Annotated in this window: 13 protein-coding genes; 4 read left to right on the forward strand and 9 right to left on the reverse strand. The window is 68.7% G+C overall.

The annotated features are described in order from the left end of the window. Positions 1 to 104 precede the first annotated feature (104 nt). Positions 105 to 2,039 (forward strand): SurA N-terminal domain-containing protein, encoded by a 1,935-nt coding sequence (locus E9536_RS10045; RefSeq protein WP_136469805.1) that lies wholly within the window; start codon positions 105 to 107, stop codon positions 2,037 to 2,039. Positions 2,040 to 2,106: 67 nt separating this feature from the next. On the opposite strand, the gene E9536_RS10050 is transcribed toward E9536_RS10045, so the two are convergent. Then, on the reverse strand, positions 2,107 to 2,781 hold the full coding sequence (locus E9536_RS10050) for an arylesterase (RefSeq protein WP_027787160.1): 675 nt from the start codon (positions 2,779 to 2,781) through the stop codon (positions 2,107 to 2,109). Here E9536_RS10050 and E9536_RS10055 point away from each other — a divergent pair. Beyond that, the gene (locus E9536_RS10055) at positions 2,780 to 3,493 is read left to right on the forward strand and encodes an ABC transporter ATP-binding protein (protein WP_021163968.1); all 714 of its coding nucleotides are present in this window, start codon (positions 2,780 to 2,782) and stop codon (positions 3,491 to 3,493) included. The two genes, E9536_RS10050 and E9536_RS10055, sit on opposite strands and share 2 nt — an antisense overlap. A gap of 77 nt (positions 3,494 to 3,570) precedes the next feature. Here E9536_RS10055 and pgi read toward each other — a convergent pair whose 3' ends face one another. From pgi to E9536_RS10070, 3 genes are all read right to left on the reverse strand, one after another. Then, positions 3,571 to 5,193: a glucose-6-phosphate isomerase gene (gene pgi, locus E9536_RS10060; protein WP_060174325.1), complete on the reverse strand. Its 1,623-nt coding sequence runs from the start codon at positions 5,191 to 5,193 to the stop codon at positions 3,571 to 3,573. Positions 5,194 to 5,304: 111 nt separating this feature from the next. Further along, positions 5,305 to 6,849 carry an NAD(P)H-hydrate dehydratase gene (locus E9536_RS10065; RefSeq protein ID WP_136469806.1) on the reverse strand — a complete coding sequence of 515 codons (1,545 nt, stop codon included), beginning with the start codon at positions 6,847 to 6,849 and terminating at the stop codon, positions 5,305 to 5,307. Between the two features lie 63 nt (positions 6,850 to 6,912). Then, positions 6,913 to 8,214, reverse strand: coding sequence for an FAD-dependent oxidoreductase (locus tag E9536_RS10070; protein WP_027787163.1), 1,302 nt, complete (start codon positions 8,212 to 8,214; stop codon positions 6,913 to 6,915). Between the two features lie 331 nt (positions 8,215 to 8,545). Between E9536_RS10070 and purL the strand changes: the two genes are divergently transcribed. Both purL and E9536_RS10080 read left to right on the forward strand, forming a co-directional pair. Then, positions 8,546 to 12,610 carry a phosphoribosylformylglycinamidine synthase gene (gene purL, locus E9536_RS10075; protein ID WP_027787164.1) on the forward strand — a complete coding sequence of 1,355 codons (4,065 nt, stop codon included), beginning with the start codon at positions 8,546 to 8,548 and terminating at the stop codon, positions 12,608 to 12,610. Positions 12,611 to 12,615: 5 nt separating this feature from the next. Continuing rightward, positions 12,616 to 13,161 carry an N-acetyltransferase gene (locus tag E9536_RS10080; RefSeq protein ID WP_091921056.1) on the forward strand — a complete coding sequence of 182 codons (546 nt, stop codon included), beginning with the start codon at positions 12,616 to 12,618 and terminating at the stop codon, positions 13,159 to 13,161. 175 nt (positions 13,162 to 13,336) lie between these two features. On the opposite strand, the gene E9536_RS10085 is transcribed toward E9536_RS10080, so the two are convergent. The 5 genes from E9536_RS10085 to E9536_RS10105 all read right to left on the reverse strand — a co-directional run bounded on the left by E9536_RS10085 (position 13,337) and on the right by E9536_RS10105 (position 17,146). Further along, complete coding sequence (locus E9536_RS10085; RefSeq protein ID WP_027787166.1) at positions 13,337 to 14,119, reverse strand: peptidylprolyl isomerase; 783 nt, start codon at positions 14,117 to 14,119, stop codon at positions 13,337 to 13,339. An 18-nt stretch (positions 14,120 to 14,137) separates the two neighbouring features. Further along, a complete protein-coding gene (locus E9536_RS10090) occupies positions 14,138 to 14,446 on the reverse strand; it encodes a BolA family protein (protein ID WP_027787167.1) in 309 nt (102 codons plus the stop codon). A gap of 1 nt (position 14,447) precedes the next feature. Then, complete coding sequence (locus tag E9536_RS10095; protein ID WP_011352350.1) at positions 14,448 to 14,978, reverse strand: septation protein A; 531 nt, start codon at positions 14,976 to 14,978, stop codon at positions 14,448 to 14,450. Between the two features lie 123 nt (positions 14,979 to 15,101). Next, on the reverse strand, positions 15,102 to 15,533 hold the full coding sequence (gene msrB / locus E9536_RS10100) for a peptide-methionine (R)-S-oxide reductase MsrB (protein WP_021163396.1): 432 nt from the start codon (positions 15,531 to 15,533) through the stop codon (positions 15,102 to 15,104). 44 nt (positions 15,534 to 15,577) lie between these two features. Beyond that, complete coding sequence (locus E9536_RS10105; protein WP_136469807.1) at positions 15,578 to 17,146, reverse strand: protein adenylyltransferase SelO; 1,569 nt, start codon at positions 17,144 to 17,146, stop codon at positions 15,578 to 15,580. Positions 17,147 to 17,157 lie beyond the last annotated feature (11 nt).

Raw genomic sequence — 17,157 nt, forward strand, 5'->3', positions numbered from 1 at the left:
TTGCTTGTACTCCCGGTGGCGATCGCCGCGGGCGCCGCCGCTTTTCTCCCGTTCCACCCCGTATGTTGTAATATCGGGCGTTTTGTCCAATTTTCCCGTCACGCATGCTCGATTTCTTCCGTAATCACCAGCGCCTGATGATGGCGCTCCTGCTCCTGATCGTGTTGCCGGGGCTGGGTTTCGTCGGGATCCAAGGCTTCCGCGGCTTCTTCGACGATAGCGCGAACGTCGCGGCAGTCAACGGGCACAAGATCACGCGGGTCGAATTCGACGGCGCGTTACGCCAGCAGATCGACCAGGCGCGCCAGGCACTCGGCGGGCAGTTCGACATCAAGATGTTCGATACGCCCGAGCACCGCAAGCAGGTGCTCGACGGCCTGATCCAGCAACGCGTGCTGGCCGACGAGACCCAACGTCTGCACCTGACCGCATCGGACAACGCCGTGCGCGACGCATTGATGAGCGATCCGATGATCGCGTCGCTGAAGAAGCCCGACGGGTCGATCGACGTCGAGCGCTATGCGCAGCTGCTGTCGTTCCAGGGGATGACGCCCGAGCAGTATCAGGAGCGCGTGCGCTACAGCCTCGCGCTGCAGCAGATTCCGGCCAGCATCGTGTCGAGCGCGTTCACGCCGAAGAGCCTCGCGCAACGTCTGTCCGAACTCGCCGCGCAGCAGCGCGAAGTGCAGGCGCTCGTGCTGAAGACGAGCGACTTCGCCGCAAAGGTCCAGCCGACCGACGCGCAGCTCGCCGCGTACTACGACGCGCACAAGCAGAGCTTCGCGACGCCGGAGACCGCGACGATCCAGTACCTCGTCTATTCGCCGGCGGCAGCGGCCGCGAGCGCGCAGCCGACCGACGCGGACATCAAGAAGTTCTACGATGACAACCCGACGCACTTCCGCACCGAAGCGCAGGTGCGCGTGAGCCACATCTTCATCGCCGCACCGGGCAGCGCAAGCGCGGCCGACAAGACTGCAGCGAAGACGAAGGCCGAGCAACTGCTTGCCGACGTGAAGGCGCACCCGGACCAGTTCGCGCAGATCGCGCAGAAGGACTCGCAGGATGCGCCGTCGGCCGCGAAGGGCGGCGACCTCGGCTTCATCACGCGCGGCTCGACGGCGGGCGGCAAGGCGTTCGACGATGCCGCGTTCGCGCTCAAGCAAGGCGATGTGAGCGGTGTCGTGCAGTCGGATCTGGGCTTCCACATCCTGAAGGCAACGGAAGTGAAGCCGGCGGCCGTCAAGCCGTTCGCGGAAGTGAAGGACCAGATCGTAGCCGACCTGAAGCAGCAGTACGCATCGAAGGCGTTCACGGACAACGCGGAAGGCTTCACGTCCACCGTCTACGAAAAGGCGAAGACGCTCCAGCCGGCCGCGGACAAGTACAAGCTGACGATCCAGACGGCTACCGTCACGCCGACGCCGAATCCGCAGTTGCCGCCGACGAGCCCGCTGAACAATCCGAAGTTCCTGGCCGCCGTGTTCGCAAACGACTCGGTGAAGAACCAGAACAACACGCAGGCGATCGACGTCGGCAACAACACGCTGATCTCGGCGCGTGTGACCGACTACAAGCCGGCTGCCGTGCCCGCGCTCGACGCGATCAAGGACGTCGTGCGCCAGAAGGTGGTCGCCGAGCAGGCTGCCGAACTCGCGAAGAAGGACGGCGCGGCGAAGCTGGCCGAACTGCAGAAGTCGAAGTCGACCGACGGGTTCGCGGCCGCGCAGAAGGTATCGCGTACGCAGTCGCAGGGCCTGACGCCGGCTGCGCTGAGCGCCGTCTACAAGGTCGATGCGAAGACGCTGCCGGCCTACGTCGGTGTCGATCTCGGCGCGGACGGCTATGCGATCTATCGCGTGAACGCGGTGATCCCGGGTTCGGCGGTCGATCCGCAGCAACTGGCGGCCGCGCAGCAGCAGATGGCGCAGGTCGACGCGCAGAGCGAAGGCGAAGCGTATCTCGCCGCGCTGCGCGATCGCTCGAAGGTGAAGCTGTACGGCTCGACGGCCAGCCAGTCGCCGGACGGCGACAACTGAGCGTCGTTTCGCACGCAACAAAAAGCCCCGCTTCACGCGGGGCTTTTTGTTTTCCGGCGAGGCGGCGTCAGCCGCGCGGCTTGCCGAGCAGCGGTTTCAGTGCCGGCCAGACGTTGTCGAGCAGAATGCCCTGAGCCTGCTGCGCTGGATGCATCTGGTCGGCCTGGAACATCTCGGGCTTGTTCTCGATGCCGGCCAGCAGGAACGGCACGAGCGGCACGCCGAGATCCTTCGACAGCCGCGTATAGACGGCGTGGAACTTCTGCGTGTAGTCCGGGCCGTAGTTGGGCGGCACGTACATGCCGACCAGCACGACCCTGGCCCGCGCTTGCCGCGCACCGGCGATGATGTCGCGCAGGTTCTGTTCGGTCGTCGCGAGCGGCACGCCGCGCAGCGCATCGTTCGAGCCGAGCTCGACGACGACGATCGACGGCTTGAGCCGCTGCAGCACCGCAGGCAGCCGCGCGCGGCCGCCGCTGGTGGTGTCGCCGCTGACGCTGGCGTTCGCGACGCTATAATCGATTCGCTCGGTCGTGAGCCGTTGCCGCAGCAACGCCACCCAGCCGGTGTCGCGCGGCAGCCCGTACTCGGCCGACAGGCTGTCGCCGAGCACGACGATCACGGGCTGGCCCGATGTCGCGGCCGGTGTCGTCGCGGCGCGTGCGGGCACGGCGGCGGCCAGCAGCGTACCCAGCAGCGCGGCGATCGCCGCGCGTCTTTTCCAGCGAAATGTCGTGTCCATGTTCAAGATTACCGATCCGATCATCGAAGTCCATGACGTGTGCAAGCGGGTCGCCGACGCAACCGGCGAGCTGACGATCCTCGACGGCATCACGCTCGCCGTGCGGCCGGGCAGCAGTCTCGCGATCGTCGGCGCGTCGGGGTCGGGTAAATCGACGCTGCTCGGCCTGCTTGCGGGGTTGGACAGCGCGACGAGCGGCACGGTTCGCCTGCTCGGTCGCGCGCTCGACCAGCTCGACGAGGACGCGCGCGCTGCGCTGCGCAACGGCGCAGTCGGGTTCGTATTCCAGTCGTTCCAGTTGATGCCGCACCTGACGGCGCTCGAGAACGTGATGCTGCCGCTTGAACTGCAGGGCGGCATCAGTGCGCGCGATGCCGCTGATCGCGCCCGGGCGCTGCTCGTGCAGGTCGGTCTCGGCGAACGCACCGCGCATTATCCGAAGCTGTTGTCCGGCGGCGAGCAGCAGCGCGTCGCGCTTGCGCGCGCATTCGTCACGCGCCCGGCGATCCTCTTCGCCGACGAGCCGACCGGCAGCCTCGATGCGGCCACGGGCCATGCGGTCATCGACCTGATGTTCGAACTGAACCGCACGAACGGTGCAACGCTCGTGCTCGTCACGCACGATGCCGAACTGGCACGCCGCTGCGCGACGACGGTGACGCTCGACGCCGGGCGCATCGTCGAGCCGCGCGCGGCGCAGCGCAACGGCTGAATGCTTTTGCCGGCCGCGCGGCGTGCGCCGAGCGGCCGGCATGGGCATGACGCCGCTGCGTCAGTGCCTCAAACGCCTCAGCGCTTCAACGCCGCGCGGGCGCGCTCGATCAGCGCGGTGGTCGACGAGTCGTGCTTCGCCGGATCGACCGACTCGGCCGACAGGTCGGCTTCCACCACCTTGCCGAGAATCTTGCCGAGCTCGACGCCCCACTGGTCGAACGGATTGATGTCCCACACCGTTGCCTGCACGAGCACCTTGTGTTCGTACAGCGCGATCAGCGCGCCGAGCGTGCGCGGCGTCAGCGCATCGACGAGCAGCGTCGTCGTCGGGCGGTTGCCCGGGAACGTCAGGTGCGGCGCGAGCGCCTCCTTGCCCGGCCCCGCGACCTTGCGTGCTTCCTCCAGCGTGCGGCCGAGCATCAGTGCCTCGCTCTGCGCGAAGCAGTTCGCGAGCAGCTTCGGGTGGTGGCTCGCGAGCGGATGCTCGGGCGTCAGCACCGCGATGAAGTCGATCGGGACGATCGTCGGCCCTTGGTGCAGCATCTGGAAGAACGCATGCTGGCCGTTGGTGCCCGGCTCGCCCCACGTGACGGCCGACGTCGGGTAGTCGACGAAGGTGCCGTCCAGGCGTGCGGATTTACCGTTGCTTTCCATTTCGAGCTGCTGCAGGTACGACGGCAGGTAGTGCAGCGCTTCCGAATACGGCGCGACGAGATAGCTCTGCGAACCGAAGAAATTCCGGTACCAGATGCCGATCAGGCCGAGCAGCACGGGCAGGTTGCGCTCGAGCGGCGCCTCGCGGAAATGACGGTCCATGTCGTTCGCGCCAGCCAGCAGCTCGTCGAACTGCTCGGGGCCGATCGCGATCATGATCGACAGCCCGACCGCCGACCACAGCGAATAGCGGCCGCCGACCCAGTCCCACATTTCGAACACGTTGTCCGCGGCGATGCCGAACTTCACGACTTCGGCCGGGTTCGCCGACACGCCGACGAAGTGCTTTGCAAGCGCGTCCTCGGGGCAGCCGCGCGCGACGAACCAGTCGCGCAGCGAGCGTGCGTTCGTCATCGTCTCGAGCGTCGTGAAGGTCTTCGACACGATGATCGCGAGCGTTTCCTCGGGATCGACCTGTTCGAGTACGCGTGCGAGATCGGCGCCGTCGACGTTCGACACGAAGTGCGTGGCAATTTCGGGCGTCGCGACGTGGTGCAGCGCGTGCACGACCATCTTCGGCCCGAGATCGGAGCCGCCGATGCCGATGTTGATCACGTGGCGGATGCGTTTGCCGGTGTAGCCCGTCCAGGTGCCGCTGCGCACGGCGCGAGCGAACGTCGCCATCTTCGCGCGCTCGGCGCTCACCTGCGCGTGGAACGGCGCTTGCGGATCGGTCGCGCGCAGCGCGGTGTGCAGGGCGGCACGGCCTTCGGTCGGGTTCACGATTTCGCCCGCGAACATCGCGTCGCGGCGCGCCTCGACACCCGCGTCGCGCGCGAGCTGGACGAGCAGGCGCAGCGTTTCGTCGTTGATGCGGTTCTTCGAGAAATCGGCCGCGAGACCGCCGCCCGGAATCGTGAAGCGTTCGGCGCGGGTCGGCGCGCGGTCGTGTTCCGGCGCGAACCAGTCGCGCAGCCGGGCGTGACGGATCTGTTCGAAGTGGGATTGAAGGGCAGTCCAGGCGGGGAGCGAATTCAGCGTCATGGCGGTTCGAGTGAAGCGTGAATCGGGAGGAATGCCGCGCCGGCTCATCGGGATCGGAAGGCCGGCGGACGAGAGGGCCCGCCGTGCGGCGGGGCAGTCAGTATAGCGGCGTTATGTGCCGGCGCGCGGCGACGCATAAAAAAGGCGATTGACCAGCGTGCGGACCATCGGCGCGAGTTCGCCTGCCGTGAGTCCGGCCGGGCCGGTTCCGTTCGCGGTCAGCGTGTCGGCCGCGAGGCCGTGCAGGTAGACGCCTGCCAGCGCCGCTTCGTACGGCGCGACGCGTTGCGCGAGCAGCGCGCCGATCAGGCCGCCGAGCACGTCGCCGGTGCCGCCCGTGGCGAGCGCTGCGTTGCCGGTCGGGTTGATCGTCATGCGGCCGTCGGGCGCCGCAATCACCGTGCCCGAGCCTTTCAGCACGACGATGGCCGCATAACGTGACGCGAGCGCCTGCGCGGCCGCGAGGCGGTCACGCTGAATCGCCGCCGTGTCGCAGCCGAGCAGCCGCGCGGCCTCGAGCGGATGCGGCGTCAGCACGCACGGATAACCGCGCGCGCCGCGCGTGGCGACGGCGGCCGCGAGATCCGCATGCGTCGCGACGAGGTTCAGCGCGTCGGCATCGAGCAGCGTCGCGACGTCGCGGGCAAGCACGTCGCGCACGAGCGTCGCCGCGGCCTCGCGCGTGCCCAGCCCGCAGCCTGCGGCGATGGCGGTCATCGCGCCGAGGTCGAGGGTGTCGGCCGCGTGCAGCATCAGTTCGGGGAACGGCGGATCGTACGGCGGTGCGCCGGTGCCGAGGAAGCCGACATGCACCTTGCCGGCACCGGCGAACAGCGCGGCGCGCGCGGCCAGGATCGGTGCGCCGCACATGCCGGTGTCGCCGCCGAGTACCGCGAGGCTGCCGTACGTGCCCTTGTGGGACGCGAATGCGCGCGCGGGCAGGGCGGCGGCGAACCGCGCGGGCGCGTTCAGCACGATGGCCGGCGCGGCGGGTGGCGCGACGTCGAGCGATTCGACGTCGATCGCGCCGGCGAGATCCCGGCCTTCGCCGGTGTAGAGGCCCGGCTTCGCGCCGATGAACGTGAGCGTGTGGGTGGCGGCGACGGCGACGCCCGCGCCGACGATCTGGCCCGTATCGCTGTCGAGGCCGCTCGGCACGTCCAGCGCAAGCACGCGGCCGCCGCTGCGCGCATGCGCGGCGATGCGCGCGGCCTGCTCGGCGAACGCACCGTCGAGCGCGCGGCCGAGACCGATGCCGAACAGTCCGTCGACCACCCACGCATAGCCGTCCAGCGAAGCAGGCGGCGTGGACGACAGCGGCACGCCGGCGGCGCGCGCGAGGCCGAGCGCCCATTGCGCGTCGTCGGGCTTCACCGGCACCGGCATCCACGCCTGGGTCGCGACGCCGAGCTGCTGGAGGTGCGCGGCGGCAACGAGCGCGTCGCCGCCGTTGTTGCCCGGGCCGACCGCGAACCACACGGGGCGGTCGTCGCCGGCCGCGCGTTCGGACAGCCAGCGCGCGGCGGCGGCGCCGGCGCGACCCATCAGCGTATGCGGCGGCAGCGCCGCGGCTGCGTCGGCTTCGGCCGTGCGCAGGTCGGCGACGCGCAGCAGCGCGATCGGAGCGGAATCGGGAAGCGGAAGGGTAACGGTCATCGCGGGGTCATCGCCGGGTCGCGGCGGCTGGCAAGGCGGCCGCCGGGGACGGGCCCGCGGCGGTCAGGTCGTGAAGCGCCCGGCGCTTAGCGCGGCGAGCGTGTCGGCGCGCCAGTGCTGCACGTCGCCGCCCAGGTAGTCGGTCACCACTTTAGCAGACCCGCATGCGAGCCCCCAGCCGGCCGGGCCGTGCCCGAAATTGACGAATACACGCGGATGCGGGGTCGGACCGACGACCGGCAGGCCGTCCGGCGACAGCAGTTGCGTGCCTTGCCAGGACAGCGCGGCCGAGATCCTCGCGGCACCGGGCACCCAGTCGTGGACGGCCTGGCCGAGCAACGCGAGCGCGGCCTCGGACAGCGGCTCGGCGAGCGGCTTCGCGGTGTCGGGCAGGCTCTGCAGCACGGCGCCGCCGCCGACGCGCAGCCGCTGGTGGGTGCGCGTGATCGAGATGCGCTTGATCGAATCGATGACGTTCAGGTGCGGCGCATGTTCTTCGTAGGCGACCGGCGCGGTCAGCGCATGGACCCGCACCGGGTGCAGCGGCAGGCGCCAGCCGAGGCGGTCGAGCAGCGGGAGGCTGCCGGCGCCGGCGGCGACCACGATCGCATCGGCGGAAATCACGTCGACGTCGCGGGCGTTCGACGCGTGGCGGTCGCCGGGCGGGACGAGCTCGACCGCGGCGCGGCCGTTGTCGACGCGGATCGCGGCGACTTCCGCGCCGAAGCGGAACTGCACGCCGTGCTCGTCGAGCGTCTGCTTGACCAGTTTCGCGAACAGCGGGCAATTCCCGGTGCGTTCGGTCTCGAGCAGCACGCCGCCGGCGAAACCGGGCTCGGCCGGCACCGACGGCTCGAGTGCCGCGCATTCGTCTGCGGAGAGCACGCGGTACGGCTGGTCGAGCGTGCGCAGCAGGTCGAGCGCGGGCTGCATCGCTTCCCAGTCGCGCGGATCGCGCACGACGTGCAGGATGCCGGGCTTCTGCTCGAACTCGAGCTCGAGGCGCGTCTCGATGTCGGCGAGCGCGTCGCGCGACGCGTCGATCAGCGGCCGCAGCCGCGTGTACTGCGCGGCGAACGCGTCGGGCTCGCGCAGCCTGCCGAGCTGCTTGACGAAGCGCCGTACGCCGCCGTTGAAGCCGGGCTTGTAGACGATGCCGCTGTCGCGCGGCTGGCGCTGGCGCATGAAGGTCGGGCCGAACCAGACGTCGAGCGGGCTCGGCAGCAGCGCGCCGCCGTCGCCGTAGGTCGCACCCTGCGCGACGGTCGCGTGGCGTTCGACCACGCATACGCGATGGCCGGCCGCGCGCAACTGGTAGGCGGTGGCGACGCCGCTGATTCCGCCGCCGATGACGATGACATCCATGGATTGCTTCGATGACGGGCGGCGCGCAGGCGCTGCCCGGTGAGAATTCGCTGAGGGCCCGGGCCCGGTGAACCCGGAATGATAGCGCCAAAATCGCGGGAACCGGCGCCGGGGTGGCACGGGCCGTGCCGCCGTGTCGCGGCCGCCGGCTGCCGCGCCCGCGCGGGGCGGCCCGGCGGGCAGGCCGTGCGCGGTAGATATCGCGGCACCGATGCGGTGCATGCGGGTTGCCGATCGGCCGGTCTTGGGCGACCGACTTCCGGGTATAATTACGGCCTTCCTTTCGCCCCACGTCGCCACCTCGCGCGACTCATCGACGTCAGTCCAGCCCATGGCTCACTTCTCGTGTTTTCCCGGCGCTTCGGCCCTCTCCGATTTCCGTCAAACCCGTCTGCTCGACACGCTCAGGCAAATCGACGCCAACATCGTCGCGGTGCGCGGGCAGTTCCTGCACTTCGTCAATGCGGCCGAGCCGCTGTCGGCCGACGACAGCGCGCGCATCGACGCGCTGATGCACTACGGCGCGCCGTTCGAGCCGGCGGCCGAGAAGGGCACGACCGAGACCTTCGTCGTGCTGCCGCGTTTCGGCACGGTTTCGCCGTGGGCGAGCAAGGCGACCGACATCGCCCAGCACTGCGGCCTCACGCACGTGCGCCGCATCGAGCGCGGCGTCGAATTCACGGTCACGCTGAAGTCGGGCCTGCTCGGCGGCAAGAAGGCGCTGTCGGACGACGCGCGCGCGGCCGTCGCGGCCGCGCTGCATGACCGGATGACCGAAAGCGTGGTCGCGGCGCGCGACGACGCGCAGCACCTGTTCGACGAACTGCCGGCCAAGCCGCTCTCGACCGTCGACGTGCTGGGTATCGGCCGCGGCGCGCTCGAGCGCGCGAACGTCGAGCTGGGCCTCGCGCTCGCCGACGACGAGATCGACTACCTGGTCGACGCGTTCCGCAAGCTCGAACGCAACCCGACCGACGTGGAACTGATGATGTTCGCGCAGGCGAACAGCGAACACTGCCGCCACAAGATCTTCAACGCGCAGTGGACGATCGACGGCGAAGCGCAGGACATGTCGCTGTTCGCGATGATCCGCAACACCGAGAAGCTGAGCCCGCAGGGCACGATCGTCGCCTATTCGGACAACTCGTCGATCATGGTCGGCGCCGAAGCCGAACGCTGGTTCCCGCGCAACGCAGGCGCGGCCGGCGAGCCGGGCGAGCGCTACGGCCGCCACACCGAGCTCACGCACACGCTGATGAAGGTCGAGACGCACAACCACCCGACGGCGATCTCGCCGTTCCCGGGTGCGGCGACCGGCGCGGGCGGCGAGATCCGCGACGAAGGCGCGACGGGCCGCGGCGCGCGTCCGAAGGCCGGCCTGACGGGCTTCACCGTGTCGAACCTCGACCTGCCGGACGCCCGCCAGCCGTGGGAAAACGCGCGCGACGCCGCGCAGCCCGTCGGCGAGCGCAACCCGAACGACGCGCACGGCCCGTACGGCCGTCCGGATCGCATCGCGTCGCCGCTGCAGATCATGATCGACGGCCCGCTCGGCGGCGCCGCGTTCAACAACGAATTCGGCCGCCCGAACCTCGGCGGCTACTTCCGCGTGTACGAGCAGAACGTCGGCGGGAAGGTGCATGGTTATCACAAGCCGATCATGATCGCGGGCGGCCTCGGCAACATCGCGGATCAGCATACGCACAAGCACGACGTGCCGGCCGGCTCGCTGCTGATCCAGATCGGCGGCCCTGGCATGCGGATCGGGATGGGCGGCGGCGCCGCGAGCTCGATGGCGACCGGCGCGAACACGGCCGAACTCGACTTCGACTCGGTCCAGCGCGGCAACCCGGAAATCGAACGTCGCGCACAGGAAGTGATCAACGGCTGCTGGCAGCTCGGCGCGGAAAACCCGATCCTGAGCATCCACGATGTCGGTGCGGGCGGCCTGTCGAATGCGTTCCCCGAGATCGTCGACGGCGCGGGCAAGGGCGCGCGCTTCGAGCTGCGCAAGGTCGCGCTCGAGGAATCGGGCCTGTCGCCGCGCGAAATCTGGTCGAACGAAGCGCAGGAGCGCTACGTGCTGGCGATCGCGCCGGCCGACCTGCCGCGTTTCGAGGCGATCTGCGCGCGTGAGCGCTGCCCGTTCGCGGTGGTCGGTGTCGCGACCGACGAACGCCAGCTGAAGCTCGTCGACGACGAAGCGACGGGCGCCGACGAATACCCGGTCGACATGCCGATGGAAGTGCTGCTCGGCAAGCCGCCGCGCATGCATCGCGACGTCACGCGCGTGACGACCGAACGCGCGCCGGTCGACGTGACGGGCATCGCGCTGTCGGAAGTCGCGATCGACGTGCTGAAGCACCCGACGGTCGGCAGCAAGTCGTTCCTGATTACGATCGGCGACCGTTCGGTCGGCGGCACGTCGGTGCGCGACCAGATGGTCGGCCCGTGGCAGGTGCCGGTGGCCGACTGCGCGGTCACCGCGCTCGACTACGCGGGCTTCAAGGGCGAGGCGATGACGATGGCCGAGCGCACGCCGCTCGCGGTGATCGACGCGCCCGCATCGGGCCGCATGGCGGTCGGCGAGGCGATCACGAACATCGCGAGCGCGCCGATCGCGTCGCTCGACAAGCTGAAGCTGTCGGCGAACTGGATGGCCGCGTGCGGCACGGCCGGCGAGGACGCCGCGCTGTTCGACACGGTCAAGGCGATCGGCATGGAGCTGTGCCCGGCACTCGGGATCGGCATCCCGGTCGGCAAGGATTCGCTGTCGATGAAGACGAAGTGGGACGAGCAGGGCGTCGCGAAGGAAGTGGTGTCGCCGGTGTCGCTGATCATCTCCGCGTTCGCGCCGGTCGAGGACGTGCGCCGTCACCTGACGCCGCAGCTGCGCCGCATCGCCGATGCGGGCGACAGCGTGCTGATCGCGATCGATCTCGGCCGCGGCAAGAACCGGATGGGCGGCAGCATCTTCGCGCAGGTCACGCAGCAGGTCGGCGACACGACGCCGGACGTCGACGATGCGGAAGACCTGAAGCGTTTCTTCAACGCGATCCAGTCGCTCAATGCGCAAGACAAGCTGCTCGCGTACCACGACCGCTCGGACGGCGGCCTGTGGGCGACGGTGTGCGAAATGGCGTTCGCGGGCCACGCGGGCGTGTCGCTGAACGTCGACATGCTGACGCTCGACCCGAATCACGAATCCGACTACGGCGACGCGAAGGACTGGGCGAAGCAGACGAGCGGCCGCCGCGAGGATCGCACGCTGCGCGCGCTGTTCTCCGAGGAACTGGGCGCCGTCGTGCAGGTGCGCGCGACCGACCGCGACGCGGTGCTGGGCGCGCTGCGCGAGTTCGGCCTGTCGGCGTGCTCGCACGTGATCGGCTCGGTCAACGATCGCGACGTGATCGAGGTGTACCGCGACGCGAAGAAGATTTTCGACGCACCGCGCGCCGAACTCCATCGTGCGTGGAGCGAAGTGAGCTGGCGCATCGCGCGCCTGCGCGACAACCCCGCGTGCGCGGATGCCGAATACGACGCGCTGCTGGACGTGGCCGACCCGGGCATTTCGCCGGTGCTGAGCTTCGATCCGGCCGACGACATCGCGGCGCCGTTCATCGCGACGGGCGCACGGCCGCGCGTCGCGATCCTGCGCGAGCAGGGCGTGAACTCGCATCTCGAAACGGCCTACGCGTTCGACCGCGCGGGCTTCGATGCGCACGACGTGCACATGAGCGACCTGCTGGCCGGCCGCGCGAATCTCGCCGATTTCGCGGGTGCGGTCGCATGCGGCGGCTTCTCGTACGGCGACGTGCTGGGCGCGGGCGAAGGCTGGGCGAAGACGATCCGCTTCAACGCGAATCTCGCCGACATGTTCTCGGCGTTCTTCGCGCGTCCCGACACGTTCGCGCTCGGCATCTGCAACGGCTGCCAGATGCTGTCGAGCATCTCGTCGATGATCCCGGGTGCGGAAGCCTGGCCGAAGTTCACGCGCAACAAGTCCGAGCAGTTCGAGGCGCGTTTCTCGTTCGTCGAAGTCGAGAAATCGCCGTCGATCTTCTTCGCGGGGATGGAGGGCTCGCGGATTCCGGTCGCGGTCGCGCACGGCGAAGGTTATGCGGACTTCTCGCAACAGGGCGACATCGATCGCGTCGCGGTCGCGATGCGCTTCGTCGACCACCGCGGCGAAGCAACCGAGCGTTATCCGTTCAACCCGAACGGCTCGCCGGCCGGCATCACGTCGGTCACGACGGCCGACGGCCGCTTCTCGGTGCTGATGCCGCACATGGAGCGCGTGCATCGTACGGTCGCGATGAGCTGGCACCCGGAAAGCTGGGGTGAAGCGAGCCCGTGGATGCGCGTGTTCCGCAACGCGCGCCGCTGGATCGGCTGATCGGGATGATGTTCGATCCGAACGCGCCGGTCGAGGTCGTCACGCTGCGCGACGAGCGCGCGAGCGAGGCCGACGCGATCGGCCGTGTGATCGTCGCCGCGTTCGCGGGCGAGCCGGAAGGCGGGCAGTTCGAACGGCGGATCGTCGACACGTTGCGTGCGGACGGTGCGTTGAGCGTCTCGCTCGTCGCGGAACGCGACGGCCGCCTGATCGGGCACGTCGCGTTCTCGCCGGTGTCGATCGGCGGCGAGGCGCCCGGCAGCCAGGGCTGGTACGGGCTCGCGCCGCTCGCGGTGCTGCCCGACTGCCAGCGGCAGAGCATCGGCACGGGGCTGGTGCGCACGGGGCTCGACGCGTTGCGCCGCCTCGGTGCGCGCGGCTGCGTCCTGCTCGGGGAGCCCGCGTACTACACGCGTTTCGGCTTTGCGCCGTCCGGCGACATCGTGTTCCCGGGCGTACCGCCCGAGTATTTCCTTGCGCTGTCGCTCGACGACTCGGCGCCGCGGCCGTCAGGCGACGTTCGCTATCACGACGTGTTCCATCCCGCGTAAGTCTGCGGCGCGAGCCGATCAGGCATATGGCAAAGGCCGCTCTTCGGAGCGGCCTTTTCTTTGGTGGGAACGCCGCACATCGCGATGCGCTGGCGGCCGGCCTGCGGGCACTGCGGGCAACAAAAAAGCCGCTCCGGGGAGCGGCTTTTCGATGCGCGAGCGGCGAGCGCCTGCGTTACTGGATCTTTGCCTGCTGGCGCAGACCTTCCTCGAACGCCTGCAGCTTCTGCTGCACGAGCTGCTGCGCGATCTGTGCCTTCACCTGATCGAGCGGCGGCGGCGCGATGTCGCGGATGTCGTCGACGCGGATGATGTGCCAGCCGAACTGCGTCTTCACCGGCGTGTCGGTCATCTGGCCTTTCTGCAGCTTCTGTGCGGCCGCCGCGAATTCCGGCACGTACGCCTTCGGGTCGGACCAGTCGAGATCGCCGCCGTTCTTGCCCGAGCCCGGATCCTTCGAGAACTGCTTCGCGAGATCCTCGAACTTCGCGCCGGCCTTGATCTTCGCGATCAGGTCCTTCGCCTGCTGCTCGTCGCTGACGAGGATGTGGTGCAGGTGGTATTCGCGGTTGCCGCCGGCGCCCTTGACGAGGTCGTCGTAGCGCGCCTTCACTTCGGCGTCGGTCGGCTGGTTCTTCTTCAGGAAGCTCTCGATCATCGAACGCAGCACGACGGTCTGCTGCGCGACGGCGACCTGCGCCTTCACGTCCGGACGGTTCGGGATGCCTTCACGGATTGCTTCCTGCATCAGGATTTCGCGGTTCACGAGTTCCTGGCGCACGGCCTGCTGCAGCTGCGGGCTGTCGGTCTGGCCTTGCTGCACGAGCTGGGCGACCATCGCGTCCGCACGCGACTTCGGAATCGGCGTGCCGTTGACGACGGCGATGTTCTGGGCAAATGCCGGTGCCGCTGCGAAAGCAGCCGCCGCGACCCACAGGCGGGGGGATTTCAGGATCATCGGGAATTCCTAATGAGACTAGATTGAAGATTCGTTGAATTCTTCGGGCGTGTAAGCCACGATCGCGAGCGCGTGAATGCCGCGCTGCATCGCATCAGCGAGCGCATCATACACCAGCCGGTGCCGCGCGACGCGCGGCTTGCCCGCGAACGCGGCCGACACGATCGTGACCGTGAAGTGGCCGCCGGCGGCCGCGCCGGCGTGGCCCGCGTGCTGCGCGCTGTCGTCGCGCACGGTGAGCGACAGCGGGGCGAGCGCTGCGGTGAGGCGCGCTTCGATCAGCGCGATGCGTTCGTCGGGCGACGCGTGGAGAAAGGCGTCCGTCATGTCACTCGTCCTTCAGGTATTTCGTGAGCCACAGGCTCTGCAGGATGATGAATACGACCATCGCGCCCGTCGTGCCGAACAGCTTGAAGTTCACCCATTGCGACTCGGTGAAGTTGTGCACCACGTACAGGTTCGCGACGCCGAGCACCGCGAAGAACAGCGCCCACGCGACGTTCAGTTTGTCCCACACGGGGTGCGGCAGCGTGAGCTGCTTGCCCATCATCTTCTCGATCAGGTTGTTGCCGAACGCATAGCGCGCGGCGAGCAGCCCGATCGCAAACAGCCAGTACAGCACAGTCGGTTTCCATTGAATGAATTTCTCGTCATGCAGGACGAGGGTGGCACCACCGAAAACGACGATCACGCCCAGGCTGACCCACAGCATCGTGTCGACCTTCCGGTGCCGGAAGGCGACCCACGCGACCTGGGCCAGCGTCGCGACGATCGCGACGGCGGTGGCGGTAAAGATGCCCCAGACCTTGAAGGCGGCAAAAAACAGGATGATCGGAAACAGATCGAACAGGAATTTCATGGCGCTCGCAGCTGCGTGAAAGGCCGCTTGCGCGGCCTTTCACCGTTGTAGGGACCCGCCAGGCACCGCCGGAGCGGATCGGGGCGGCGGCGCGGGGTGCCCCGCCGATCCGCCCGGCGCCGCTCATTCGTTTTCGGGTCGGGACTCGAAGTTTAACGCAGCCGAATTGATGCAGTAGCGCAAACCGGTCTTGTCGCGCGGGCCGTCCTCGAAGACGTGGCCGAGATGCGCGCCGCAGTGGTTGCAGCGGACCTCGACGCGCACCATCCCGTGCGAGTAGTCGACCTTCTCGTCGATCACCTCGCCGTTGAGCGGCTTGAAGTAGCTGGGCCAGCCGCAGCCCGAGTGGAACTTGGAGCCGGATTCGAACAGCGGCGTGCTGCAGACGACGCACTTGTAGATGCCGGCGTCTTCGGTGTCGGTGTATTCGCCGGTGAACGCACGCTCGGTTGCCGCGTGCTGCGTGACTTCGTACTGCATCGGCGTGAGCCGCCGGCGCAGCTCGGCGTCGTCCTTCTGGTACGGGAAGGTCTTGTCGTCGGAATCGTGGGACATGGGGTTCTCCTGATCGGTCGGTCGATACGCGCGGGTTGCGGGCTTCAGGACGAGCAGCTCACTTCGAGCGACCCGGCCCAGTCGGGCGGCAACGCCGCGTACGCTTCATGCTCCGGTTGTTCGTCGAACGGCCGGCGCAGGATCTGCGCGAGCCGCTCGACTTCCGAAAAATCCTTTTCCTTCGCGCGCCGGATCGCGACTTCGGCCAGATGGTTGCGCAACACGTATTTCGGGTTCGCGCGATTCATCGCGGCCGCGCGTGTCGCGTCGTCGCGCGTTTCCTCGGACAGGCGCGCGCGGTAGAGGTTCGCCCACGCATCGAACGCGTCGCGGTCGATGAACAGGTCGCGCACGGGTGCGTCGCGGCTCGCGTCGTGCTTCGAGACCTGTGCGAGCCGGCGGAACGTCAGCGTGAAATCCGCGTGGCTCGCATGCATCGTCTCGAGCAGCTTGTTCGCGAGGTCGGCATCGTTCTCGCGCTCGAGCTCGAGGCCGAGCTTCGCGCGCATCGCGCGCTCGAGCGCGGGGCCGAAACGTTCCGGGAACTTCGCGAGCACGGCCTGCGCGTCGTCCACCGCGCGCTCGGCGCGCGCATCGTCGTCGGCGATGCCGTGCTGCAGCCCGATCAGCGGCAGCAGCGCCTGCGCGAGGCAGTAGCAGTTCCAGTGCGCGATGCGCGGCTGCATCCGGAACGCGTAGCGGCCGTTCGTATCCGAGTGGTTGCAGATGTGGTTCGCATCGAACGCATCGACGAAACCGAACGGGCCGTAGTCGATCGTCACGCCGAGGATCGACATGTTGTCGGTGTTCATCACGCCGTGGCAGAAGCCGACGGCCTGCCACTGCGCGACGAGATCCGCCGTGCGCAGCGTCGCCGCTTCGAGCAGCGCGAGGTACGGATCGTCGGCGTGGCGGCAATCCGGATAGAAGCGGTCGATCACGTGATCGGCGAGCTGGCGCAGCAGGTCGGGGCGATCGTTCGAGAAGAAGTGTTCGAAGTGGCCGAAGCGCACGAAGCTCTCCGACACGCGCGTAACGACGGCCGACGTCTCGATTTCCTCGCGCACCACCGGCTGGTCGGAACCGATCACCGTCAGGGCGCGCGTGGTCGGGATGCCGAGGTGATGCATCGCTTCCGAGCACAGGAATTCGCGGATCGACGAGCGCAGCACCGCGCGGCCGTCGCCCATCCGCGAATACGGCGTGCGGCCGCTGCCTTTCAGCTGCAATTCGTAGCGGCGGCCGTCGGTGCCGGTGCGCTCGCCGATCGTCAGCGCGCGGCCGTCGCCGAGCTGGCCCGCCCACACGCCGAACTGGTGGCCGGAATACACCGATGCGTACGGCATCGCGTGCGCGGGCCAGTCGCGCGTCGGGTTGCCGGCGAACAGCTCGGCGAAGCCGGGCTGCGCGGCGAGCGACGGCGGCAGGTCGAGCAGGTGCGCGACTTCGCCGGAAAAGCCGACGACGTACGGCGCGGCAAGCGGCGCGGCCGGCAGCCGCGTATGAAACGCGTCGCCGAGCGCGACGAACGCGCCGGCGGCGGGCGCGCCGAGCGTGGCGGCGAGGTCGGGGAGGGTGTCAGCCGTATCGGCTGCGCTTCGGGAAAACGACATGTTGAGCGCCT

Origin of the sequence: Burkholderia sp. LS-044, from assembly GCF_004803625.1 — a bacterium.
GTDB classification, from domain to species: domain Bacteria; phylum Pseudomonadota; class Gammaproteobacteria; order Burkholderiales; family Burkholderiaceae; genus Burkholderia; species Burkholderia cepacia.

What these genes read in the sequence shown, in the direction of transcription:
- E9536_RS10090 (WP_027787167.1), bottom strand. Translation starts at nt 14,446, where the DNA reads ATGACGGACGCCTTTCTCCACGCGTCGCCCGACGAACGCATCGCGCTG.
- E9536_RS10085 (WP_027787166.1), bottom strand. Translation starts at nt 14,119, where the DNA reads ATGATCCTGAAATCCCCCCGCCTGTGGGTCGCGGCGGCTGCTTTCGCA.
- E9536_RS10065 (WP_136469806.1), bottom strand. Translation starts at nt 6,849, where the DNA reads ATGACCGTTACCCTTCCGCTTCCCGATTCCGCTCCGATCGCGCTGCTG.
- E9536_RS10050 (WP_027787160.1), bottom strand. Translation starts at nt 2,781, where the DNA reads ATGGACACGACATTTCGCTGGAAAAGACGCGCGGCGATCGCCGCGCTG.
- E9536_RS10080 (WP_091921056.1), top strand. Translation starts at nt 12,616, where the DNA reads ATGATGTTCGATCCGAACGCGCCGGTCGAGGTCGTCACGCTGCGCGAC.
- msrB (WP_021163396.1), bottom strand. Translation starts at nt 15,533, where the DNA reads ATGTCCCACGATTCCGACGACAAGACCTTCCCGTACCAGAAGGACGAC.
- pgi (WP_060174325.1), bottom strand. Translation starts at nt 5,193, where the DNA reads ATGACGCTGAATTCGCTCCCCGCCTGGACTGCCCTTCAATCCCACTTC.
- E9536_RS10095 (WP_011352350.1), bottom strand. Translation starts at nt 14,978, where the DNA reads ATGAAATTCCTGTTCGATCTGTTTCCGATCATCCTGTTTTTTGCCGCC.
- E9536_RS10105 (WP_136469807.1), bottom strand. Translation starts at nt 17,146, where the DNA reads ATGTCGTTTTCCCGAAGCGCAGCCGATACGGCTGACACCCTCCCCGAC.
- E9536_RS10055 (WP_021163968.1), top strand. Translation starts at nt 2,780, where the DNA reads ATGTTCAAGATTACCGATCCGATCATCGAAGTCCATGACGTGTGCAAG.
- E9536_RS10070 (WP_027787163.1), bottom strand. Translation starts at nt 8,214, where the DNA reads ATGGATGTCATCGTCATCGGCGGCGGAATCAGCGGCGTCGCCACCGCC.
- E9536_RS10045 (WP_136469805.1), top strand. Translation starts at nt 105, where the DNA reads ATGCTCGATTTCTTCCGTAATCACCAGCGCCTGATGATGGCGCTCCTG.
- purL (WP_027787164.1), top strand. Translation starts at nt 8,546, where the DNA reads ATGGCTCACTTCTCGTGTTTTCCCGGCGCTTCGGCCCTCTCCGATTTC.